This is a genomic window from Streptomyces sp. NPDC059832, assembly GCF_042731715.1.
Lineage (GTDB): Bacteria > Actinomycetota > Actinomycetes > Streptomycetales > Streptomycetaceae > Streptomyces.
Genome location: NZ_JBHWIY010000011.1, coordinates 53,544 through 74,134, shown reverse-complemented (window position 1 = coordinate 74,134; position 20,591 = coordinate 53,544). Strand labels below are relative to the sequence as shown.

The following is a 20,591-nucleotide window of genomic DNA, read 5'->3' as shown; positions in this document are numbered from 1 at the left end:
ATGGCGCAGATCAGAGCAGCTCACCCAGCACACCTCAAGAGCAGGTGAGCACAATCTTTCCGAACTGGTCGCCCGATTCCAGCCGTTCGAACCCCTCGCGGGCCCGGTCCAGCGGCAGCACCTCGTCGATGACGGGCCGCACACCGGTGGTCGCGCAGAACGCCAGCAGGTCCTCCAGCTCGTCCTTGGAGCCCATGGTCGAGCCGACGACCTTCAGCTCCAGGAAGAAGATCCGGGTCAGCTCGGCGTGCGAGGGCCGGTCACCGCTGGTCGCGCCGGAGATGACGAGCGTGCCGCCGGGGCGCAGCGACTTCACGGAGTGGGACCAGGTGGCCGCGCCGACCGTCTCGATGACCGCGTCGACGCGCTGCGGCAGCCGCGCGCCCGGCTCGAACGCCTCGATCGCGCCGAGTTCGACGGCGCGCTTGCGCTTGGCCTCGTCGCGGCTGGTGGCGTAGATCCGCAGCCCGGCCGCCCGGCCGAGCACGATCGCGGCGGTGGCGACGCCGCCGCCCGCGCCCTGGACGAGGACCGAGTCGCCGGGGCGCACCCCGGCGTTGGTGAAGAGCATCCGGTACGCGGTGAGCCAGGCGGTCGGCAGACAGGCGGCCTGCTCGAAGGTGAGCTCCTTCGGCTTGGGCAGCACGTTCCAGCTGGGGACGGTGACCTGCTCGGCGAAGGTGCCCTGGTAGCGCTCGGTGAGGATGGAGCGGGGTTCCTTCGGGCCGACGCCGTGACCGGTCTGGCCGATGACGGAGTGCAGGACGACTTCGTTGCCGTCCTCGTCGGTTCCGGCCGCGTCGCAGCCGAGGATCATCGGCAGCTTGTCCTCGGCGAGGCCGACGCCGCGCAGGGACCAGAGGTCGTGGTGGTTGAGGGAGGCGGCCCGGACGTTGACGGTGGTCCAGCCGGGGCGTGCCTCGGGGGCGGGGCGTTCACCCAGCTCAAGGCCGTTGAGGGGCTGGTCGCGGTCGATGCGGGATGCGTAGGCGGCGAACATGGCCCCGACGATAGGCCGGGGCGCGGCCGGGCGTAACCGGCCACGGGTGTGACGCGCGACGCGCGGGGTGGGCGGGGCGGAGAATCGGCCCCTCCGGCGATTGAGGGGCGGGGGTCCGGGGGCGGAGCCCCGGTTACGGGAAGGGGCGGGGTGGGGAGCAAGCCCGCCGCAGGCGCACCCCGCACCCGGGAACCCGCACCCCACCCGCCCCGACGTCAGCGCCGGGCCACGCCTTCCGCCCGCGCCGCCGCGGCCACCGCCGCCGTCACCGCGGGGGCCACCCGCTCGTCGAACGGCGACGGGATCACGTAGTCCGCCGCGAGCTCGTCGCCCACGACGTCGGCCAGCGCGTTCGCCGCGGCGATCTTCATGCCCTCGGTGATCCGGGAGGCCCGGACCTGGAGGGCACCCGCGAAGATGCCGGGGAAGGCCAGCACATTGTTGATCTGGTTCGGGTAGTCGGACCGCCCGGTCGCCACGACGGCCGCGTACTTGTGCGCGATGTCGGGGTGGACCTCGGGGTTCGGGTTCGCCATGGCGAAGACGAACGCGCCGGGCGCCATCGAGGCGACGGCCGCCTCGGGGACCGTACCGCCGGAGACGCCGATGAAGACGTCCGCGCCCGCCAGCGCGCTCTCCAGCGGGCCGGAGATCCCGGCCCGGTTGGTGAGTTCGGCCAGCTCGCGCTTGACCTCGGTCAGGTCCTCGCGGTCCCGGCTCACGATGCCCTTGCGGTCGGCCACGGCGACATCGCCGAGCCCCGCCTCCAGCAGGAACTTCGCGATGGCCACCCCGGCGGCGCCGGCGCCGGAGATGACGGCGCGCAGATCGCCGAGGCTGCGGCCGGACAGCTTCGCGGCGTTCCGCAGGGCCGCGAGCGTCACGACGGCGGTGCCGTGCTGGTCGTCGTGGAAGACCGGGATGTCGAGCCGCTCCTGGAGCTTGCGCTCGATCTCGAAGCAGCGCGGCGCCGAGATGTCCTCCAGGTTCACGCCGCCGAAGGAGGGCGCGAGCCGGACGACCGTCTCGACGATCTCGTCCGCGTCGGTGGTCGCGAGCGCGATCGGCACCGCGTCGACGCCGCCGAACTGCTTGAAGAGGATCGCCTTGCCCTCCATCACCGGGAGGGACGCCTCGGGTCCGATGTCACCGAGGCCGAGCACCGCGGTGCCGTCCGTCACGACGGCGACGACCTGCGACTTCCAGGTGTAGTCGTGGACCAGCTCGGGATTCTCCGCGATGGCGCTGCACACCTTGGCGACGCCGGGCGTGTACGCGAGGGACAGGTCGTCCTTGTCACGGATGGGAACGGTGGCCTGCACGGCCATCTTCCCCCCGCGGTGGAGAGCGAAGGCCGGATCGAACGGCTCATCGGTGGTGCTGTCAGTGGTGCTGTCGCTGCGAGGATTGACGATCTCCGCTGCCATGGTGTTGACCCCTTAAGTCTTCATCGTTTGAGGGTGGCCACTCCTGGTTGAGGAGGGGTGGGCGGGCACCGCGTACGTGCCCCGCGTCGACGGTTGGCCCGCCCCGGCAGGGGGAAATACATACGCGCGGGCGCGCCGCACACGCGCCCTGAGCCCCGGATGAGGGGTGTAAAGGTCTTTCTTACCCGAAGGACCACGTCATGGACGAGTCCAAATCGACTCGGTGACGTGACTCATAGTCGAATATCTGGACAAGTCCGCCGCGCGACAAAAGCGTCCACCAGTCGAGACGCGCCACAGATCTTCCGGCGTGAAGAGGGAAACCCCGCGGATGGTCCGGCCTTGCGTACCGGCCTCCTGAGGTTCGGGGATGGCCCGTTATCCGATTTTGATATGAGCAGCGGCAAGTTTGAGCCAGTCCGAATGGCAAGATGCCCTAATCACACAGGGGGGCGAGTCCACAGTCGTGTGTCCATACCGCCTGGTAACACCACCCTCACCTGCCGGAGGAACCCCAATCATGACCGCACGCACCACACGTCGCCCGGCCGCGAAATCCAGGATCGCAGCGGTCGGCGCCATCGCGGTCGCCGGCACCATGCTGCTGGCCGCCTGCGGCGACCAGACCAAGAACGGGCCGACGAACAGCTCGGAATCGGCCCCGCTCTCCGACCTCCTGCCCAAGGAGATCAGGGACAAGGGAGTCATCAAGGTCGGTTCGGACATTGCCTATCCGCCGGTCGAGTTCAAGGACAAGTCCGGCAATACGGTCGGCATCGACCCCGACATCGCCGCCGCGATCGGCAAGCAGCTCGGCGTGACCCTCCAGTTCCAGAACGGCACGTTCGACACACTGATCACCGGCCTGCGCTCCAAGCGCTACGACCTGGCGATGTCCTCGATGACCGACACCAAGGACCGCCAGCAGGGCGTCGACTCCGAGACGAAGAAGAAGGTCGGCGAGGGCGTCGACTTCGTCGACTACTTCACCGCAGGTGTCTCGATCTACACCCGGAAGGGCGACGACCAGTCCATCAAGACCTGGGCCGACCTCTGCGGCAAGAAGATCGCGGTCCAGCGCGGCACCGTCTCGCACAACCTCGCCAAGGCCGAGTCGAAGAAGTGCACCGGCGGCAAGAAGATCGCCATCGAGACCTTCGACAACGACCTGGAGGCCCAGACCCGGCTGCGCAGCGGTGGCGTCGACGCCGGTTCCTCCGACTTCCCGGTGGCCGCGTACGCGGTGAAGACCTCGGGCGGCGGCAAGGACTTCCAGATCGTCGGCGAGCAGGTCGAGGCCGCCCCGTACGGCATCGCCGTCGCCAAGGGCAACGACCAGCTGACCAAGGCCATTCAGGCGGCCCTGGAGGCGATCATCAAGAACGGCGAGTACAACAAGATCATCTCCAAGTGGGGTGTGGAGGCCGGCGCGGTCACCGAGGCCGAGCTGAACGGCGGATCCTGAGCAGGCACCGGCGCTGAAAGGTTCTTCCTGTGACTGACATCGAGAAGACGGGGCCGGCCGACCAGCCGCCCATACCCTCCACCCCACCATCCGGACCCTCCACCCCACCGTCCAAACCCGAGGCGATCAGGGCCATTCCGGTCCGGCACTACGGCCGGTACGTCTCGGCGGTCATCGCGATCGGGGTACTCGCCTCGATCGTCTACGCCTTCAGCCAGGGCAAGATCAACTGGGGTGCGGTCCCCGACTACTTCTTCGACCACCGCATCCTCAAGGGCGTCACCCAGACCCTGCTGCTGACCGCGCTGTCCATGGTCATCGGCATCGTCGGCGGCATCCTGCTGGCCGTGATGCGGCTGTCCAGGAACCCGGTGACCTCGTCGATCGCCTGGTTCTACATCTGGTTCTTCCGCGGCACCCCGGTCCTGGTCCAGCTGTTCGTCTGGTTCAACCTGGGCCTGGTCTTCGAGTACATCGACCTCATGCCGATCTACAAGGACTACTGGTCGAGCTTCATGACGCCGCTGCTGACGGCGCTGCTCGGCCTGGGTCTCAACGAGGCCGCGTACATGGCCGAGATCTGCCGCGCGGGTCTGCTCTCGGTCGACGAGGGCCAGACGGAGGCGTCGCACGCGCTGGGCATGAGCCACGGCAAGACCCTGCGCCGCGTCGTGATCCCGCAGGCCATGCGGGTGATCGTGCCGCCCACGGGCAACGAAGTGATCAACATGCTCAAGACCACGTCGCTGGTGGCGGCCGTGCAGTTCTACGAGCTGTTCAAGAACGCCCAGGACATCGGGCAGGCGTCCGGAGCCCCGGTCGAGATGTACTTCCTGGCCGCGGCCTGGTACCTGATCATGACCTCGGTGCTGAGCATCGGCCAGTACTACCTGGAGCGGTACTACGCGCGGGGTTCGAGCCGCAGCCTGCCGCCCACCCCGTTCCAGAAGGTCAGGGCCAACCTCCTGTCCCTGGGCCGCCCGAAGGGAGGCATGGCATGACCGCCATGGTGAAGGCCGAGGGCGTCCACAAGTCCTTCGGCGCCGCGCACATCCTCAAGGGCATCGACCTGGAGGTCGCGCCGAGGGAGGTCTTCTGTCTGATCGGCCCGTCCGGTTCCGGCAAGTCGACGTTCCTCCGGTGCATCAACCACCTGGAGCAGATCAACGCCGGCCGGCTGTACGTCGACGGCGAGCTGGTGGGCTACCGCCAGAAGGGCGACAAGCTCTACGAGCTCAAGGACAGCGAGGTCGCGCTGAAGCGCCGGGACATCGGCATGGTCTTCCAGCGCTTCAACCTCTTCCCGCACATGACGGCGATCGAGAACGTCATGGAGGCCCCCGTCCAGGTCAAGCGCGAGTCCAGGGCCGTCGCGAGGGCGCGGGCCGAGCGGCTGCTGGACCGGGTCGGCCTCGGCGACAAGGCGAAGAACTACCCCTCCCAGCTCTCCGGCGGACAGCAGCAGCGGGTGGCCATCGCCCGCGCCCTGGCCATGGAGCCGAAGCTGATGCTCTTCGACGAGCCGACGTCGGCGCTCGACCCGGAGCTGGTGGGCGATGTCCTGGACGTCATGCGCGGTCTCGCGGAGGACGGCATGACGATGATCGTCGTGACCCATGAGATGGGCTTCGCCCGTGAGGTCGGCGACGCGCTGGTCTTCATGGACGACGGTGTGGTGGTCGAGTCGGGCCACCCGCGCGACGTGCTGACCAACCCTCAGCACGACCGGACGAAGTCGTTCCTGTCGAAGGTGCTGTAGGAGAACGGGAAGAGGGCGGTACGGACCCGGCGTCCGTACCGCCCTCTTCCGTACCCCCTACTTCTTGGGCAGCAGCTCCGGGCTGAGCAGCAGCGCCCGCAGCTGGGCACGGGTCAGCGGCGTCGTCTTCATGACAGGCCCCTGCGCCCGCTCGCCCTTGAAGCCGGTGCTGTCGCGGATGCTCAGCACACCGCCGTCCTTCAGCACGAGCCGGCCCACCAGCTCCCGTCCCCACTTCGGCGCCCCGTCGTAGTTCATCGGGTCGCTCCAGATCGTCAGCACCCCGCCGCCCGGCACCTTCTCGTTCACGCAGTCCGCCATGCCCGGCACCCCGTGGGCGGGCTTGCACGGATCACTCCCCGCGACGCGGCTCCCGGTGTCCAGGTAGCCGATGACGAGATAGCCGACGCCGCCGTCCTTGCGTACGGAGAAGTGCCCGTCCAGCGGTCCCGCCAGGTGCTCCATCTCCTTCTGGGAGGTGTCTCCCTTGATGATCACGGACAGCGAGACCTGCGCGATGTCCCCGACGTCCTCGGGCAGCACCTTCGCCAGGTCCTTCGCCCGGCCGCCGTTCCCCGCGAGCTCGACCGGGGCCGCCACCGCGGTCTCCTGCGTGTCCCCCTTCGGGGCCAGGTTCGGCGCGGCGACGGCTCCGGCCGCGACCACGGCGACCGCCGCGACCGAGACGCCGACCCGGCGCCGCAGCCGCACCCGGGCGGCTCCGGCGTACACCGTCCGGGTGGAGGTGGCCGGCTGCCCCGCGTCCTCCGCGGCCCGCCCCAGCAGCTCGTGCACGTCGTTGTTCATACCAATTCCTCCGCCATCTCGGCGCGCAGCGCCGCCAACCCCCGAGCCGCGTGGCTCTTGACCGTGTTCTCCCGCATCCCGAGCAGTCCGGCCGTGTCCTCGACGCTCAGGTCCTCCCAGTAGCGCAGCACCAGTACGGCCCGCTGCTTGTCCGTGAGCCGGGCGAGTGCCGCCCGTACCGCAAGCCCGGTGTCCGTGTCCGGTGCCCGGCCGGCGCGGTCGGGCAGTTCGCCGTAGGACTGTTCGCGCCGCCAGAACCGGCGACGGGATGCGATGAAGGTGTTGATCAGCGTCTTGCGCGCGTACGCCTCGATGTTGTCGAGCCGTCCGTACCGCCGCCCCCCGAGCACCACCTTGACCAGCGTCGTCTGGACCAGGTCATCGGCCTCGTGCCGGTCGCCGCAGAGCAGGTACGCGCTGCGGAACAGCGCGGTACGTCTGCCTTCGACGAAGGCGTGCAGCGCGGCATCGTCATCGATCCGCATCGTCGGCGCCCCTCTCCGGGTCCGCGGGTGCGGACCGTCTCACCCTTCCAGTGCGGCGGGAGGCACGGCGGGTTGCAGCGGATAACAGAAAAGGAGGGGCGGTACGGGCAGCCGGCCCGTACCGCCCCTCCTCACCGGTGCCGCCGCTACTTCACGGCGAGCACCAGGGTGTCCGAGGGCGAGGCCCAGACGGCCCGCGCCTCACCGAATCCCGCTTCGCGCAGGGTGCCGGTGTGCCAGTGCACCGAGGGCATGTCGCCGTCCGCGTGCTCACCGTAGATCTCGTACCGCTCGGCGGTCGGTCCGGCGAGGACCGGGTCCTTGGCGGCCAGTGCCCACCAGTCGGCCCAGTCGACCGCGCCCGCGGCCTTGGCGCGGTCCATGGCGGCGTGCCGGTGGGCGCGTTCGGCCGCGTTGATCCGGGGCGTCGCGGTGTCGATCATGTGGTCCGCGTTCATGAACACCCCGCCGTCCCGGACGAGCCCGGCGATGCGGCCGTAGAGCGCGGTGAGCGGTTCGGTGTGCAGCCAGTGCAGGGCGGTGGCCGTGAGCACGGCGTCGTACGAGTCGTACGGCAACTGCCGCGCCCACTCGGGGTCCTTGAGGTCGGCGGTGACGAAGGTGACGCGCTCGTCGCCGTCGAAGTAGCCTCGCGCGATGGCGAGCAGCGCAGGATCGAGATCCACACCGGTGCTGGTGGCTTCCGGGAACCGCTTGAGCAGCCGGTCCGTAATACTTCCCGTACCGCATGCGAGATCGAGCACCCTCGGCCGCGGCCCCACCAGGGCCTCGACCATGTCCAGCATCACCCGGAACCGCTCCTCGCGGTCGGGCATGTACCACTCCTGCTGCCGGTCCCAGCTCTCCTGCCAGGCCCGCCAGTCCGTACCTGTCGATGTCTCCGTCACCAGGAACCTCCATGTAATACCCTGGAACCACAAACGACCATTACATCGTTCGCCGCATCGACCATAGACCGACGCCGTAAGGACTACAAGTGGAACTGGCCTATTACTCGGACTACGCCGTACGTCTGGTCAACACCGAGGAGCCGGCCCGCAACAAGGACTCCCTCACCTCCGTGGAGGCGGTCCGCGAGCTGTTCGGCGCCAACGGTCAGGCGGCCCGGCGGGCGACCGACGCGGACGTGACCCGATTCAGGTCCGTACGGGGGCGGCTGCGCTCGGTCTTCGAAGCGGCCGACGGCGGTGACGAGACGCTCGCCGTCGACCTGCTCAACTCGCTGCTGCTGGAGTTCCCGGTCAGCCCGCAGATCTCCGGGCACGACATCCGCGACGAGGACGGCAAGCCGGACTGGCACATGCACCTGGCCGACCACCCGTCGAACGCGACGGCCGGGTACGCCGCCATCGCGGCGATGGGCCTCGCCTTCCACCTCACCTCGTACGGGGTCGACCGGCTCGGCCTGTGCGAGGCGTCGCCGTGCCGCAACGCCTACCTCGACACCTCGACCAACCGGTCCCGCCGCTACTGCTCGGACCGCTGCGCGACCCGCGCCAATGTGGCCGCCTACCGGGCCCGCAAGCGCCTGGAGACGGAACGGGCGGCCGACACCGGCCGCAGCGCGGAGACCGCCCAGGCCACCACACCCCGCACCGACCGCTGATCCTTCTTCAGCGGCCGGTAGCGCGCCCGGACCCTGGCCAGTACGAACTCCTCCGGCACCACCCCGTAGTCCGTACTGTCCCCGCCCGCGAAGGTGTTGTCGGCCAGCACCCACCAGCCGCCCCGACGGCGCTCGACGGCCCGCTTCACGACCAGCAGGTCCTGCTGGAACGGATGCCGCAGAATCACCACGTCACCGGGGCGCACCGTCGCCCCGTACTGCACGAGCAGCCAGTCCCCGTGATGGAGCGTCGGCACCATCGACGGCCCGGTCACCTCCACCACCTGGAACGGCACCCGCGCCGCCAGCCCTCGGCCGGGCTGCTCCTGCGTCAGCTCCGGCACCTCCGGCACCTCCCGCATCCCTCCGGCACCTCCCCGATCCGTCCAGTACACGTCCTGTACAGCGTTCCGCACATTCGGCCACTGGTCCCATCCTCGCCCTGGACTTTTGGCCTAAGCCCATGGGGGCACCCACGAAAACACGTCTCTCACGGAGTAATGTCCCACCTGAGAAGACGATCACGAGGAAGGACAGCTCAATGCTTTCCCGCCTGTTTGCCCCCAAGGTGAAGGTCAGCGCCCACTGCGACCTGCCCTGCGGCGTGTACGACCCGGCCCAGGCCCGCATCGAGGCGGAGTCCGTCAAGGCCGTCCAGGAGAAGTACCAGGCCAACGAGGACCCGCACTTCCGGGCCCGCGCGGTGGTCATCAAGGAGCAGCGCGCCGAGCTCGCCAAGCACCACGTCTCGGTGCTGTGGAGCGACTACTTCAAGCCCCCGCACTTCGAGAAGTACCCGGAGCTGCACCAGCTGGTCAACGACGCCCTCAAGGCCCTGTCGGCCGCGAAGGCCTCCACGGACCCGGCGACCGGCCAGAAGGCGCTGGACTACATCGCCCAGATCGACAAGATCTTCTGGGAGACCAAGAAGGCCTGATCTCCGGCCAGGCCGTTCGACCTGCGGTTTTCGCGGGTCGCATCGCCTACCTGCCCGCACCCGGTCCGCAGGCCGCCGAGCACGGCGTCCGTGACGGACCGGGTGCGGTCTTCTTTGTCCGGCCAGAGGTGTACACAGGTCCACAGAGTGATGGCGGCGGAGGCGTGGATGTGGACGGCAGCGTACGGCGACGCCGCCGAGGAGCTGCTGAGGAAGGCGCACTTCTTCTGGGCCGACGCCCCGCTCCAGGAGTAGATCTGCCGCTGCCGCGGCGGCGGAGCGGCCCGGTCAGGAGCCGTACAGCGGGATCTCAGCCGTGGCGACCGGCGTTCTGGCTACCGACGACAGCTCCGACCGCGTCGAGGGCGAGATGCCACGGGTATCCCTCCGGCCGCCGCTCGCCGGGCCGGTTCGGCACGAAATCGCCCTCGCCGTACAGCACGGTCACGCCCATTTCGCGCAGCTCGGCGACGCTGCGGTCGAACGCCCTGTGCTGTACGTAGGCGGCGTTCACGCACGGCATTCTCACTGCCGGGATCCGCTTCCCGATGGCCTCGGCCACGACGCCTACGACGAACCGGTCCGTGAGCCCGAGCGCCCGGGAATTGACCGTGCTGAACGTGACCGGTGCGAGCTACAGCCTGCTCAACCAGGTCGGATGCGGTGCCCGAGTGGCAACGGCTGAGTTCACCGCCGCCGTCGCCGACGCTCTCGGGATCGACATCACCGTCCTCGCAGGACCGCCGCACGTGACGGAAACGCAGCATCGGCGCCTCGCCTCCCTGGTCCACCCGATCCGCGAGTGCCTGGCCCTGTACGAGCTCGCCCCGGACGGGCACCGGCTCACGGCGAGCGCAGGCCGTCGGCCGGGAGGTCCAGCTCGGCCTCCGCGATCCTGCGGGCCAGGTCGGCGAGTGGTGCCATGCGCTGGTCCGCGCTGGTGTTGATGTACGCGCCGGCCCCGTCGACCACGGCGAGGATGCGCACCGCGGCTGCCCAGGGATCCTTGCAGCGGAACACCTGTTCCCCCACTCCCTCGGTGATGATCTGCTCGATCCGGTGACACCAGCGCAGCTCCTGGCTCACGACCTGGTCGCGGAGCGCGGGGCGATAGCGCGACAGGTTCCGCGCGTTGAGCCAGAGCTTGCTGATGTTGTCGAATTCGACGCCCGAGATCAGGGTGAAGAACCGCTGGAGGGTGCGCAGGGCGTCCCCGCTGCCGCGCTCCGGGACGGACCCCGTCGGCAGGAGGCCGTCCAGCTCCGCCGTGGTCGCGCTGGTGAACGCCTCGGCCACCAGTTCCTCGACCACCGGGAAGTAGTGGTGGATGAGTCCGGGCTGGACTCCGAGCTCGTCGGCGATCCGCTGCCGGGTGACGCACTCCAGCCCTTCCTGGAGCCCGACCTGCGCGGCCACCGTGACGATCTCGCCGCGGCGCTCGGCCGCCGATTTGCGCACTTGTTTGCCGGGACCCCTTGACGTCATGGCACTGATGCTATTGGCTTTGCTGCCAATTGAGCAATTGGCCCTATCGCCAATAGCTGGACGCCGCCGGGGCGACTGCCGTCGGGCCGGCCCCGTCACCCGAAGGTGCGGCGGCCTGAGGGCCGGCGACCCGGGGCGAGCGGCGCCACCGGGCGCGCTCTGCACTTGCACCACTGCCAGGAGACGAACGTGGACGAACCCCGCACCGATGCCGGTGATCTGGCCGAGTACGGCTACCAACAGGAACTGAAACGCACCCTGTCCGCATGGGCCGTGTTCGCCATCGGATTCGCGACGATCTCACCTGTGGTCGGCATCTACGCCGTCGTCCAGCTCGGGTTCGTCTTCGCCGGACCCGCCTGGACAGGGGCGGTCGTCGTCGCCTTCCTCGGGCAGCTGCTCGTTGCCACGGTCTACGCCGAACTGTCCTCGCAGTTCCCGATCACCGGAGGCGTCTACCAGTGGGTCCGCCGGCTGGGCGGGCCACGGCTGGGCTGGCTGGTGGGGTGGATCTATCTCGCCTCGGCCGTCGCCTCCCTGACCACCGTGGCCTACCTGGGTGCGACCTGGCTGCACATGCTCGTCAGCGACGAGGCACTGTCCCCGGCGACCCATGTCCTGCTGGGCGTGGTCTTCGTCGCCGTGGCCCTCGGCATCAACCTGCTGGGAGTCAATCCGGTCAAGCACTTCCTCAACGCGGGCATCATCGCCGAAGGCGTCGCCTCCATCGCGGTCAGCCTGATCCTGCTTCTCTTCGCACGCCACAACGGATTCCGCATCCTGTTCGACACCCTGGGAGCGGAATCCGCCTCCGGCGGGTCCGCCGCGGCCGGGTTCCTGACCTGCCTGGCCGTGGCCGGCTGGGCCTTCCTCGGTTTCGACGCCACCACGCAGGTCGCCGAGGAGACCGAGCAGCCTCGCCGCAACGTGCCCCGGGCGCTGCTGCGCGCCTACCTGTTCGTCGCCTTCACCGTCCTGCTCACCGCGTTCGCCGTGACACTGGCGCTGCCCAGCCCCGAAGAGGCCGTCTCCGGGAAGATCGCGGACCCCGTCTTCGCCGCCGTCACCGCGGGCCTGGGGGGATGGAGCGAGAAGCCCTTCATCGTCGTCGTCCTGATCGCGTTCTTCGCCTGTGCCATCTCGATCCAGACCTACATCGGGCGGGCCGTGTACGCCTTCGCACGTGACCGGCAGCTGCCCTTCTCCTCCCAGCTCGCCACCGTCGGACCGCGCCAGATCCCCTGGGTCTCGCTCGTGGTGACGGCCGTCCTCGCCAGCCTCGGCCTCGTGCTCGGGCTGAGCGGCAACGCGGCGGCCACGCTGATCGCCTTCGGGTCCGGTGGCTTCTACTTCATCTTCCTGGCGGTCGCCGTCGTCGCGCTCTTCGCACGCCTGAGCGGCCGCTGGAATCCGTCGGCGGGAGAACTTCGCCTGGGCCGTACCGGCCTGCCGATCAACGCCCTCGCCGTGGCGTGGCTGCTCTTCGAGGCAGTCAACATCGCCTGGCCCCGCGACGAACTGGCCCCGGCCGGAGGCAGCTGGGTCCAGGTCTGGGCCGTGGTCCTGGTCTTCTCCGCGCTGTTCGCCGTCGGCCTGGCCTACGTCGTGATCGCCAAGCCCCACACCCGCCTTCCCCTCAACCAGATCACCGAAGAAGTTAAGGCGTCCTGATGCCCACGCAACTCTCACCCGCCATCGCCTTCGACCCCGTCGCCGGACTCCACACCCGCGAGATCTCCCACCGGCCCGCCGGGCCGGGCGAGGTCGAGATCGACGTGCGCGCCGCGGGGGTGTGCCACTCCGACCTCCACATCCTCACGGGCGACTGGCCCAGCGACCGCCCCCTGGTGCTCGGTCACGAGGCCGCCGGTGTGGTCACGACAGTGGGGCAGGGGGTCACCGGCCTGAAGGCAGGCGACCACGTCGTACTGTCCTGGTTCGCACCCTGCCGCCGCTGCCGCAAGTGCCTGGCCGGAATGGCCTGGCTGTGCACCGGCACCCAGGCCGTCGCCAACACGCTGCCCGACGGAACCACGCCCTTCACGGATGCCCGGGGCGAGGAGATCTGGCCCTACCTGGGGCTGGGCGCGTTCACGAACCGGCTGGTCGTTCCGGAATCGGCTGCGGTCAAGGTTCCCGACGAGCTGCCGTTCGGCATCGGCGCCCTCCTGGGCTGTTCCATCTCCACCGGCATCGGCGCGGTCGTGAACACCGCCGCTGTCCGGCCCGGCGAATCCGCGGTCGTCATCGGCACCGGAGGGGTCGGACTGTCCGTGGTGATGGGCCTGCGTCTGGTGGGAGCCGACCCCATCATCGCCGTCGACCTCTCGCCCGAACGCCTCGCCGCGGCCGAACGCTTCGGAGCCACCCACACCCTCGATGGCGCCACGACCGACGTGGCCGCCTGGTGCCAGGAGGAACTCGGCGGGGTCGACTACGCCTTCGAGGCCATCGGCAGCCCCAAGGTCGTCGAAACACTCCCGGCCATGCTCACCTCGGGCGGAGCGGCCGTCCTGGTCGGCATGGCCGCCGCCGGCGCGACGGGCGCGTTCAACCTCTTCGACCTCGCCGACCAGGGCAAGCGCATCCTCGGGTGCAACTATGGCTCCAGCGTCGGCGCGATCGACATCCCCAGACTGGCCCGCCTCCACCTGGCCGGACGGCTGCCGCTGGACGAGCTGATCGGCACCGTCCGTCCGCTCCGGGAGGCAGCCGCCGCCTTCGAGGACCTCAAATCGAACGTCGGGGTCCGCACCATTCTGGAGCCGTAGGCTCCTCGACCCCGGCCCCGCGGCACACCTGTACGCGGGACCGGCCTCCGCCTCCATACCCCCCAACACTTCCGGGAGACTTGATGTACGCCGTCACCGACCCGTCCACCGGCACGACCACAGAGACCTATCCGACCGCCACCGACACCGAGATCACGGCGGCCGTCGACGCTGCCCACGCGGCCACCGCCTGGGGACGCAACAGCTCAGTGGCCGAACGTGCCACGCTCCTGCGCCGACTCGGCGATCTCCATGACCGGCACCGTGCCGAACTGGCGGGCAGCATCGTGCGGGAGATGGGCAAGCCGCTCGAAGAGGCCGAGGGCGAGATCGACTTCTGCGTCGACATCTACCACTACTACGCGGACCACGCCGAGGCGTTCCTGGCCGATGAGGAACTGCGGGTGACCTCGGGTCCCGGCCACGCCGTCATCCGTCGCAGCCCGGTGGGCGTCCTGCTCGGAATCATGCCGTGGAACTTCCCCGCCTACCAGGTCGCGAGGTTCGCCGCCCCGAACCTCGCCCTGGGCAACACCATCGTTCTCAAGCACGCCCCGCAGTGTCCGGCCACCGCGGCGCTGCTGGAGCGGCTGTGCACCGAGGCCGGCTTCCCCGCCGGGGCGTACGTCAACGTCTACGCCACCAATGAGCAGGTCGCCGGGGTGATCGCCGACCCCCGCGTCCAGGGCGTGTCCCTCACCGGCTCGGAACGGGCCGGCGCCGCCGTGGCCGAGATCGCCGGACGGCACCTGAAGAAGGTCGTCCTCGAACTCGGTGGCTCCGACCCGTTCATCGTGCTCTCCACCGACGACCTCGACTCCGTGGTGGAGGCCGCGGTCTCCGCCCGGCTCGACAACACCGGCCAGGCCTGCAACGCCGCCAAGCGGTTCGTCGTCGTGTCCGACCTCCACGACGCGTTCGTCGAGAGGTTCACCGCCCGGCTCCTCGCCCGTCAGTCCGGCGCACCGCTCTCGTCGGTCGCCGCCGCCGAGGCCCTCGGCCGCCAGGTGGACGCCGCCGTCGCCGAGGGCGCGACGCTGCACACCGAGGGGGAGCGCAACGGTGCTTACTTCCCGGCCGGGGTCCTCACCGGGCTCACCACCCACCACGCCATGGCGCGTGAGGAGCTCTTCGGACCGGTCGCCATGATCTTCCCGGCGATCGACGAGGACGACGCGCTGCGCATCGCCAACGACACCCCCTACGGCCTCGGCTCCTACCTCTTCACCACGGATCCCGCACAGGCCGCGCGCGTCGCCGACCGCATCGAAGCCGGCATGGTCTTCGTCAACGGCGTCGGCGCCGAGGGCGCCGAGCTGCCCTTCGGTGGCATCAAGCGCTCCGGGTTCGGCCGGGAACTGGGCCGACCGGGCATCGAGGAGTTCGTCAACAAGAAGCTCATCCGCACCATCGCATAGGTCCCGACGGGCGGCCGGCGCGGGCCTCCCGAGTCGCCGCTGAGGCGCCCGCTCCAACCGGACGAGCCAGCGGGACGAACACGTCGAAGGGCCCGACCGCTTCGCTTCGAGCGGTCGGGCCCTTCCGCGTTTGCGGAGCTGTTCGGGAGGCGGACGGGAGACCCGGTCCGCCGGCGGTCGACCGCGGCGCCGACGGGATTCGAACCCGCGGACGGGGAGGGCAGGTCCGCCCTCTTCCCCTCAGTCGGCGTACGGGTGACCTCCGGACGCCGATCGCAATGGGCCGCTCTGCCACGGCGCCGCAGTCTGCGGGACCGCGCGATCCCGCTGCGGTGATCCCAGGAGCAACTCCCCAGCCCGAGAAAGCCGTTTACGAAGGCGCGTGCGGAGGCGCGTGCGGAGCCGTTCGCGAAGGTGTGCGCGAAGGCGTGTGAAGGCGCGTGCGGAGGCGTCCCGAAGGTGTTTGCGAAGCCGTTTACCCGGAACGCGGCCGTGTCGCCGAAGGTTTCGCCTCTCCCGAGGGGACCATATGAAGTCGGCCTATGCCGGTCCCCCGTCGATTCGCTCCTCGTACCACCGATGAATGTTCGGGGCAGGATCGGTCGATATGGGTGGACATGCGCAGACAACGGGGCTGCGTACACGAGGGGAGACAGCGATGACCACCGAGGGCTTCACCACATGTCTGTGGTTCGACGGGCAGGCCGAGGAGGCCGCGGAGTACTACCTCTCGGTCTTCAAGAACTCCCGCCTCGGCAGGACCGGCCGCTACACCGAAGCGGGACCCGGGCCCGCCGGATCGGCGATGGCGGTCGAGTTCGAGATCAACGGCCAGAAGTTCGTCGGGCTGAACGGCGGGCCGCAGTTCACCTTCAATGAAGCCATCTCGTTCCAGATCCGGTGCTCGGACCAGGACGAGGTGGACTACTACTGGAGCAGCCTCACCGACGGGGGCGAAGAGGGACCCTGCGGCTGGCTGAAGGACAGGTACGGCGTCTCCTGGCAGGTCGTCCCCGAGGTGCTGATCGACCTGATCGGCGATCAGGACGCCGAGAAGGCCGCGCGGACCACCGCGGCGATGATGACCATGAAGAAGCTGGACATCGCCGCGCTGCGGAAAGCGCACGACAAGGGCTGAGACGCGCGGACGCGGAGATGCCGGCGGGCGGATCCGACGGAAGTCGGTGGATCCGGCCGGCATCTCCGCGCCGAGGGTGAGCGGGTGGCGCGGTGGGCGCCCCACCCGCCGTCACCGCCGCGCGCCGCTCCTCGCACTCCGCGGGCCGAGGAAGGCGCCCGCGAGCAGCGCACCGGCCAGGACCAGCGCCGAGTTCACCAGGATCGCGACCGAGACCCCCGAGAGGACGCCTTCGGGGCCGGTGTCGCCGAGGGCGGACATCCGGGCGGTGGCGACGGCGCTCATGACCGGGATGCCCATGGTGATGCCGACCTGCTGGGTCATGGTGGCGAGGCCGGTGGCCAGCCCCTGTTCCTCGTCGGGGAGTCCGGAGGTCGCGGTGACCATGAAGCCGACGATCATCAGCATGTTGCCGATGCCACCGACGAAGGTGGCCACCAGCAGAAGCGTGATCCACTCCCCCGACGTTCCGAGCGCCACCAGGGAGAGGGTCGCGACGGCCTGGACGACTCCGCCGGTGACGATGGTCGCACGGCTCCCGAACCGGCCGACGGCACAGCCGCCGAGCGTGCCGCCGATCACCGTGCCGATGCCCAGGACACCGAAGGCGAGACCGGTGGCGAGCGGTGAGTAGCCGAGGACTTCCTGGAGATAGAGGGTGAGCAGGAAGACCAGCGAGGTCTCGGTGACGAAGGCGATCAGGCCCGCGGTGTTGCCCCAGATGACGCTGCGCCGCTTCAGGATGTGCACCGGGACCAGCGGCGCCGCGGCCTTCTTCTCGACGGCCCGGAAGGCGATGAGCAGCACGAGCCCCGCCAGGAGTGCGGCCAGGGTGGTGGGCGTGGTCCAGCCGGACTCGCCGTCCTGCGTCAGACCGTAGACGAGCAGCAGCAGGCCACCGGTGACGGTCACGGCGCCGGGGATGTCGAGCCGGGGGCGCCCGGCGGGCCGCGAGTCGGCGATGACGGACGGGGCGAGGGCGACCACCAGGGCGGCCACGGGCACATTGATGAAGAACGCCCAGCGCCAGGAGAGCAGATCGGTGAGCAGGCCGCCGAGGACGGCGCCCGCGGTGAATCCGGCGGACATCAGCGCCCCGTTGAGACCCAGGGCGCGTTCGCGCAGCGGGCCCTCCTTGAAGGCGGTGGTCAGCAGCGCGAGTCCGGCCGGGGTGACGGCCGCCGTGGCGAGTCCCTGCAACACCCGTGCCACGAGCAGCACTTCGGGCGAGGTGGCGAGCCCGCCGAGGGCGGAGGAAAGGCCGAGGACGGCCATGCCGACGAGGAACAGCCGCTTGCGGCCGACGAGGTCGGCGATCCGGCCGAGGAGCAGCGTGAAGCCGGCGGCGGCGAGCGCGAACGCGGTGGCGATCCACTGGAGGTGGGAGAGGGAGAAGCCGAGCCCCTCACCGACGACGGGCAGTGCGACGTTCAGGATCGAGAAGTCCACGGCGATCATGAACTGGGCGCCGAGGAGGAGTGCGAGGACGAGCTTCTGCCGTCCGGTCATGCGGGTCTTCGACGGGGAAAGGGCGGGAGCGGCGACGGGGCCGGTCGTATCCGACGGGGCGTGACTGGGTGCGGACATGATGGGGCTTCCTCAGGGAGGTTTTAACGGGACTTGAGTTCCGTTAAGGTGGAGTCACCGTAGCAGAGGAAGCGTTACTAATGGAACTGGAGGCCCGTTATGGCATCTGAGGGTGTGGAGCCGGGCAGCGTCCGGCCCGGTGGGCGTACCGCCCGGGTCCGCGAATCGGTCCTGCGGGCGGCGGGCGACGCCCTGGCCGAGCACGGCTTCGACCGCCTGGACCTCGCCGACGTCGCGCGCCGGGCGGAGGTCGGCAAGACGACCGTCTACCGGCGCTGGTCCACGCCCACCGGCCTGATCGCGGACCTGCTCGACGACATGGCCGAGCAGTCCTCGCCCCGTACGGCCACGGGTTCCCTGGCCGAGGACCTCAGGGCCAACGCCCGGCTGGTGGTCACGACCCTCTCCGACCCGCGGCAGGGCGCGCTCTTCAAGTCCGTGATCGCCGCGGCCACCTGCGACCCGCGCACGGCCGAGGCGCTGCACCGGTTCTACGCGATCCGCATCAAGGAGTGGTCCGGCTGCGTCACCGAGGCCGTCGAGCGCGGGGAACTGCCCGCGGGGACGGACCCGGACGAGGTGATCCGCGCCGTATCGGCGCCGCTCTACTACCGGTTGCTGGCCAGCGGCGACCCGCTCGACGAAGCGGCGGCCGACCGTGCCGCCGAGGCCGCCGCGGCGGCGGCACGGTCGGGCGCGTACGTGGGCTGACGGCCGGCCGCCCCGTCAGCCCGCCGGGTGGGCGCGCAGGCGGACCGCCCACGGGTGCCCGGCGCCCTGGGCCAGGGTGATGGTCCCGGTCAGCCAGGCGCGCTGGTCCGCGGTGAGGACCGGCAGCGCCTTCGCGAAGTCCTCCTCGTCCTTGGGGCGCGGGGACCCGGCCTTGTACAGGAGCTGTACCTCGGGGCAGAGGTACGGAACGCCGTCCCCGGAGACGCGGCCGAGCCGGTCGAGCGGCAGGCGGATGCGGGGATCTCGGCGGAACAGCCAGTCGTCGCCCTCCGCGTCGTCGAGCATGAGCTGGACGCGCCAGGGTTCCCCGGGCCCCGGGCGGCACCAGATGTCGTGCACGTACGGCGGCAGCACCTCGCCGGGAAGCCAGGGGCGCAGGGTGCCGGGCGGGTCCGCGGCCCACCACTCCCAGCCCGCCAGGAGCCGCTGGGCGGCGAGCTGGTCGCGGCGCAGCAGGAGCACGTCCAAGTCGCCGTGGTCCCGGAAGGCGTGGCCCACGGCGAATTCGACCGCGTATCCCCCGGCCACCCACCAGGGGACGCGCAACGGCGCGAAGAGGCGGGCGGCCTCGTCCGGCGGAGGCGGATCCCAGGGACCCCACGGAGTTTCCGTACGCATGGCCGCAGGCCCCTTTCCCTCTCCGGCACCGCCCGCCCTGGGGTCAGTCCGTCTTCAGCAGATGCCGGTAGCTGTCCGGATGCTCTCTCAGGAAGGTGGCCAGGCTCGTCGCCGGATGGCCGGTGAGGTCCGGCACGGCGTCCGAGACCGTGGCCATCTCGCCGGTGGCGATGGCCTCGTACGACGTCACCCAGCCGGCCACCTCCCAGTCCTCGGCTCCGTACTGCGCCCGCGAGGCGTAGGCCTCCTCACGGGTCTCCGCCACGTAGGTGATGGTCCGGCCGGTGACCCTGCCGAGCTCCTCGGCGGCCTCGGCGAGGGTGAACGCCTCGGGGCCCGTCAGGTCGTAGGTGATCCCGTCGTAGCGGGTGTCGGCACTCTCGGTGTCGGCCAGCAGGACGGTGATCGCGACGTCCGCGATGTCGTCGTGCGCCACCGCCGCCACCCGGCCGTCGCCACCGGGGCCGCGCAGCACCCCGTCGGCACCGGTCATGGCCGGGATCCCGGCGAGATACAGGCTGTCGCGGAGAAAGGTGTAGCGGACATCGGCGGCCCGGATGTGCGCCTCGGTGTGCCAGTGGTCCCGGGCGAAGGTGAACGTGGCGTCGGGTGCCGCGCCCAGGAAGGAGACGTACACGATGCGTTCGACGCCCACGGCGACCGCCGCGTCCACGGCCGTCGTGTGCTCGCGCACCCGGTCCGGGTTCTCGTGCGCCGAGACGAGGAACAGCGTGTGCGCCCCGGCCAGGGCACGGCGCATGGCCTCCCCGTCGCCGTACGGGGCGGGCGGGGCGGCGACGGCGCCGGGCAGTTCGGGCAGCCGGGACGGATCGCGCCCGAGGAGCCGCACGGGCACTCCGGCGCGCGCCAGGCGCCGGGCGACACGGCCGCCGACGGCTCCGCTCGCGCCGGTGACCGCGACGATGGGGGCGCCCGGATTCTCCGGGCCGGTGGGGGGTGGGTTGTTCATGCGGGGTTGCCTTCCTTGCGCGGCCAGGGCCGCACCTCCACGACCGCGTCCACCGGGACGGGGCCGTAGATGTGCGGGAACTCCTCGCCGCCGGGCGCGACGGACTCGTACCGTACGGGCACCGGGAGCCGGTCGGGATCGATGACGAGGACCACGAGTTCCTGGTCGCCGGTCCCGGCCCCGCTCCCGGAGCCGTACAGCATCTCGGCCACGCCGGTGAGCTGGTGCGGCAGCGAGCAGTGGATGAAGCCCTCTTCGTGCAGGGTGCGGCCGCGGGTGGACATCTCGTACGTCCCGATCCCGCGGGCCGCCTCCCACAGGGGGCCTTCGGTGAGGTGCAGCAGCAGTTCGGCCATGGGCCAAAA

The 20,591-nt window shown here is 70.2% G+C and carries 21 protein-coding genes, 1 tRNA gene and 1 pseudogene; 10 read left to right on the top strand and 13 right to left on the bottom strand.

Going from position 1 to position 20,591, the window contains the following annotated elements; genetic code table 11:
* Positions 1–34: 34 nt before the first annotated feature.
* Both ACFV8T_RS20965 and ACFV8T_RS20960 read right to left on the bottom strand, forming a co-directional pair.
* Positions 35–1,000 (bottom strand): zinc-binding dehydrogenase, encoded by a 966-nt coding sequence (locus tag ACFV8T_RS20965; protein ID WP_385329421.1) that lies wholly within the window; start codon positions 998–1,000, stop codon positions 35–37.
* Positions 1,001–1,215: 215 nt separating this feature from the next.
* Entirely contained in the window at positions 1,216–2,427 is a 1,212-nt protein-coding gene (locus tag ACFV8T_RS20960; RefSeq protein ID WP_385329419.1) for an NADP-dependent malic enzyme, read from the bottom strand.
* Positions 2,428–2,947: 520 nt separating this feature from the next.
* Between ACFV8T_RS20960 and ACFV8T_RS20955 the strand changes: the two genes are divergently transcribed.
* The 3 genes from ACFV8T_RS20955 to ACFV8T_RS20945 are packed head-to-tail and all read left to right on the top strand — an operon-like array spanning position 2,948 to position 5,651.
* Entirely contained in the window at positions 2,948–3,892 is a 945-nt protein-coding gene (locus tag ACFV8T_RS20955) for an ABC transporter substrate-binding protein (RefSeq protein WP_385329417.1), read from the top strand.
* Between the two features lie 29 nt (positions 3,893–3,921).
* Positions 3,922–4,893 (top strand): amino acid ABC transporter permease, encoded by a 972-nt coding sequence (locus ACFV8T_RS20950; RefSeq protein ID WP_385329414.1) that lies wholly within the window; start codon positions 3,922–3,924, stop codon positions 4,891–4,893.
* On the top strand, positions 4,890–5,651 hold the full coding sequence (locus ACFV8T_RS20945) for an amino acid ABC transporter ATP-binding protein (protein ID WP_385329411.1): 762 nt from the start codon (positions 4,890–4,892) through the stop codon (positions 5,649–5,651). Before ACFV8T_RS20950 ends, ACFV8T_RS20945 begins: the two co-directional genes overlap by 4 nt.
* Positions 5,652–5,708: 57 nt before the next feature.
* On the opposite strand, the gene ACFV8T_RS20940 is transcribed toward ACFV8T_RS20945, so the two are convergent.
* The 3 genes from ACFV8T_RS20940 to ACFV8T_RS20930 all read right to left on the bottom strand — a co-directional run bounded on the left by ACFV8T_RS20940 (position 5,709) and on the right by ACFV8T_RS20930 (position 7,851).
* Positions 5,709–6,458 carry a hypothetical protein gene (locus ACFV8T_RS20940; RefSeq protein ID WP_385329408.1) on the bottom strand — a complete coding sequence of 250 codons (750 nt, stop codon included), beginning with the start codon at positions 6,456–6,458 and terminating at the stop codon, positions 5,709–5,711.
* Positions 6,455–6,943, bottom strand: coding sequence for a SigE family RNA polymerase sigma factor (locus ACFV8T_RS20935; RefSeq protein WP_385329406.1), 489 nt, complete (start codon positions 6,941–6,943; stop codon positions 6,455–6,457). The genes ACFV8T_RS20940 and ACFV8T_RS20935 overlap by 4 nt, the downstream gene beginning before the upstream one ends.
* Positions 6,944–7,089: 146 nt before the next feature.
* Complete coding sequence (locus ACFV8T_RS20930) at positions 7,090–7,851, bottom strand: class I SAM-dependent methyltransferase (RefSeq protein ID WP_385329403.1); 762 nt, start codon at positions 7,849–7,851, stop codon at positions 7,090–7,092.
* Between the two features lie 89 nt (positions 7,852–7,940).
* On the opposite strand from ACFV8T_RS20930, the gene ACFV8T_RS20925 reads away from it, so the two are divergent.
* Positions 7,941–8,570, top strand: a complete 630-nt coding sequence (locus ACFV8T_RS20925; protein ID WP_385329401.1) for a CGNR zinc finger domain-containing protein — start codon at positions 7,941–7,943, stop codon at positions 8,568–8,570.
* On the opposite strand, the gene sodX is transcribed toward ACFV8T_RS20925, so the two are convergent.
* Positions 8,474–8,932 carry a nickel-type superoxide dismutase maturation protease gene (gene sodX / locus ACFV8T_RS20920; RefSeq protein WP_266414434.1) on the bottom strand — a complete coding sequence of 153 codons (459 nt, stop codon included), beginning with the start codon at positions 8,930–8,932 and terminating at the stop codon, positions 8,474–8,476. The two genes, ACFV8T_RS20925 and sodX, sit on opposite strands and share 97 nt — an antisense overlap.
* Positions 8,933–9,111: 179 nt before the next feature.
* Here sodX and sodN point away from each other — a divergent pair, with 179 nt between their 5' ends.
* Positions 9,112–9,507 (top strand): superoxide dismutase, Ni, encoded by a 396-nt coding sequence (sodN, locus tag ACFV8T_RS20915; protein WP_093899557.1) that lies wholly within the window; start codon positions 9,112–9,114, stop codon positions 9,505–9,507.
* A 310-nt stretch (positions 9,508–9,817) separates the two neighbouring features.
* On the opposite strand, the pseudogene ACFV8T_RS20910 reads toward sodN, so the two are convergent.
* Positions 9,818–10,138, bottom strand: a pseudogene (locus ACFV8T_RS20910) (flavoprotein); the annotation flags it as partial.
* Between the two features lie 212 nt (positions 10,139–10,350).
* Complete coding sequence (locus tag ACFV8T_RS20905) at positions 10,351–10,992, bottom strand: TetR/AcrR family transcriptional regulator (RefSeq protein WP_385329398.1); 642 nt, start codon at positions 10,990–10,992, stop codon at positions 10,351–10,353.
* Positions 10,993–11,181: 189 nt separating this feature from the next.
* Between ACFV8T_RS20905 and ACFV8T_RS20900 the strand changes: the two genes are divergently transcribed.
* The 3 genes from ACFV8T_RS20900 (at position 11,182) to ACFV8T_RS20890 (ending at position 15,181) form a co-directional block, all read left to right on the top strand.
* Positions 11,182–12,663 (top strand): APC family permease, encoded by a 1,482-nt coding sequence (locus ACFV8T_RS20900; RefSeq protein ID WP_385329396.1) that lies wholly within the window; start codon positions 11,182–11,184, stop codon positions 12,661–12,663.
* Complete coding sequence (locus ACFV8T_RS20895; RefSeq protein ID WP_385329393.1) at positions 12,663–13,763, top strand: alcohol dehydrogenase catalytic domain-containing protein; 1,101 nt, start codon at positions 12,663–12,665, stop codon at positions 13,761–13,763. The genes ACFV8T_RS20900 and ACFV8T_RS20895 overlap by 1 nt, the downstream gene beginning before the upstream one ends.
* Before the next feature lie 83 nt (positions 13,764–13,846).
* Positions 13,847–15,181 (top strand): NAD-dependent succinate-semialdehyde dehydrogenase, encoded by a 1,335-nt coding sequence (locus ACFV8T_RS20890; RefSeq protein ID WP_385329390.1) that lies wholly within the window; start codon positions 13,847–13,849, stop codon positions 15,179–15,181.
* 184 nt (positions 15,182–15,365) lie between these two features.
* Here ACFV8T_RS20890 and ACFV8T_RS20885 read toward each other — a convergent pair.
* Positions 15,366–15,482: transfer RNA gene (locus tag ACFV8T_RS20885), tRNA-OTHER, on the bottom strand.
* Positions 15,483–15,839: 357 nt separating this feature from the next.
* On the opposite strand from ACFV8T_RS20885, the gene ACFV8T_RS20880 reads away from it, so the two are divergent.
* The gene (locus tag ACFV8T_RS20880) at positions 15,840–16,319 is read left to right on the top strand and encodes a VOC family protein (protein WP_385329388.1); all 480 of its coding nucleotides are present in this window, start codon (positions 15,840–15,842) and stop codon (positions 16,317–16,319) included.
* A 111-nt stretch (positions 16,320–16,430) separates the two neighbouring features.
* On the opposite strand, the gene ACFV8T_RS20875 is transcribed toward ACFV8T_RS20880, so the two are convergent.
* Complete coding sequence (locus ACFV8T_RS20875; RefSeq protein ID WP_385329385.1) at positions 16,431–17,906, bottom strand: MFS transporter; 1,476 nt, start codon at positions 17,904–17,906, stop codon at positions 16,431–16,433.
* Positions 17,907–18,005: 99 nt separating this feature from the next.
* Here ACFV8T_RS20875 and ACFV8T_RS20870 point away from each other — a divergent pair, with 99 nt between their 5' ends.
* On the top strand, positions 18,006–18,617 hold the full coding sequence (locus tag ACFV8T_RS20870; protein WP_385329383.1) for a TetR/AcrR family transcriptional regulator: 612 nt from the start codon (positions 18,006–18,008) through the stop codon (positions 18,615–18,617).
* A gap of 15 nt (positions 18,618–18,632) precedes the next feature.
* On the opposite strand, the gene ACFV8T_RS20865 is transcribed toward ACFV8T_RS20870, so the two are convergent.
* Genes ACFV8T_RS20865 through ACFV8T_RS20855 form a run of 3 tightly spaced genes read right to left on the bottom strand, consistent with a single transcriptional unit; the run spans position 18,633 to position 20,582 of the window.
* Positions 18,633–19,256 (bottom strand): nucleotidyltransferase domain-containing protein, encoded by a 624-nt coding sequence (locus ACFV8T_RS20865; protein WP_385329381.1) that lies wholly within the window; start codon positions 19,254–19,256, stop codon positions 18,633–18,635.
* A 43-nt stretch (positions 19,257–19,299) separates the two neighbouring features.
* Positions 19,300–20,226 (bottom strand): NAD(P)H-binding protein, encoded by a 927-nt coding sequence (locus ACFV8T_RS20860; RefSeq protein ID WP_385329378.1) that lies wholly within the window; start codon positions 20,224–20,226, stop codon positions 19,300–19,302.
* The gene (locus ACFV8T_RS20855; protein ID WP_385329375.1) at positions 20,223–20,582 is read right to left on the bottom strand and encodes a DUF952 domain-containing protein; all 360 of its coding nucleotides are present in this window, start codon (positions 20,580–20,582) and stop codon (positions 20,223–20,225) included. The genes ACFV8T_RS20860 and ACFV8T_RS20855 overlap by 4 nt, the downstream gene beginning before the upstream one ends.
* Positions 20,583–20,591: the final 9 nt, after the last annotated feature.

Coding starts and splice junctions, on each gene's coding strand:
- ACFV8T_RS20965 (WP_385329421.1), bottom strand. CDS start 1,000: ATGTTCGCCGCCTACGCATCCCGCATCGACCGCGACCAGCCCCTCAAC.
- ACFV8T_RS20960 (WP_385329419.1), bottom strand. CDS start 2,427: ATGGCAGCGGAGATCGTCAATCCTCGCAGCGACAGCACCACTGACAGC.
- ACFV8T_RS20955 (WP_385329417.1), top strand. CDS start 2,948: ATGACCGCACGCACCACACGTCGCCCGGCCGCGAAATCCAGGATCGCA.
- ACFV8T_RS20945 (WP_385329411.1), top strand. CDS start 4,890: ATGACCGCCATGGTGAAGGCCGAGGGCGTCCACAAGTCCTTCGGCGCC.
- ACFV8T_RS20940 (WP_385329408.1), bottom strand. CDS start 6,458: ATGAACAACGACGTGCACGAGCTGCTGGGGCGGGCCGCGGAGGACGCG.
- ACFV8T_RS20935 (WP_385329406.1), bottom strand. CDS start 6,943: ATGCGGATCGATGACGATGCCGCGCTGCACGCCTTCGTCGAAGGCAGA.
- sodX (WP_266414434.1), bottom strand. CDS start 8,932: ATGCGGGAGGTGCCGGAGGTGCCGGAGCTGACGCAGGAGCAGCCCGGC.
- sodN (WP_093899557.1), top strand. CDS start 9,112: ATGCTTTCCCGCCTGTTTGCCCCCAAGGTGAAGGTCAGCGCCCACTGC.
- ACFV8T_RS20905 (WP_385329398.1), bottom strand. CDS start 10,992: ATGACGTCAAGGGGTCCCGGCAAACAAGTGCGCAAATCGGCGGCCGAG.
- ACFV8T_RS20895 (WP_385329393.1), top strand. CDS start 12,663: ATGCCCACGCAACTCTCACCCGCCATCGCCTTCGACCCCGTCGCCGGA.
- ACFV8T_RS20890 (WP_385329390.1), top strand. CDS start 13,847: ATGTACGCCGTCACCGACCCGTCCACCGGCACGACCACAGAGACCTAT.
- ACFV8T_RS20880 (WP_385329388.1), top strand. CDS start 15,840: ATGACCACCGAGGGCTTCACCACATGTCTGTGGTTCGACGGGCAGGCC.
- ACFV8T_RS20875 (WP_385329385.1), bottom strand. CDS start 17,906: ATGTCCGCACCCAGTCACGCCCCGTCGGATACGACCGGCCCCGTCGCC.
- ACFV8T_RS20870 (WP_385329383.1), top strand. CDS start 18,006: ATGGCATCTGAGGGTGTGGAGCCGGGCAGCGTCCGGCCCGGTGGGCGT.
- ACFV8T_RS20865 (WP_385329381.1), bottom strand. CDS start 19,256: ATGCGTACGGAAACTCCGTGGGGTCCCTGGGATCCGCCTCCGCCGGAC.
- ACFV8T_RS20860 (WP_385329378.1), bottom strand. CDS start 20,226: ATGAACAACCCACCCCCCACCGGCCCGGAGAATCCGGGCGCCCCCATC.
- ACFV8T_RS20855 (WP_385329375.1), bottom strand. CDS start 20,582: ATGGCCGAACTGCTGCTGCACCTCACCGAAGGCCCCCTGTGGGAGGCG.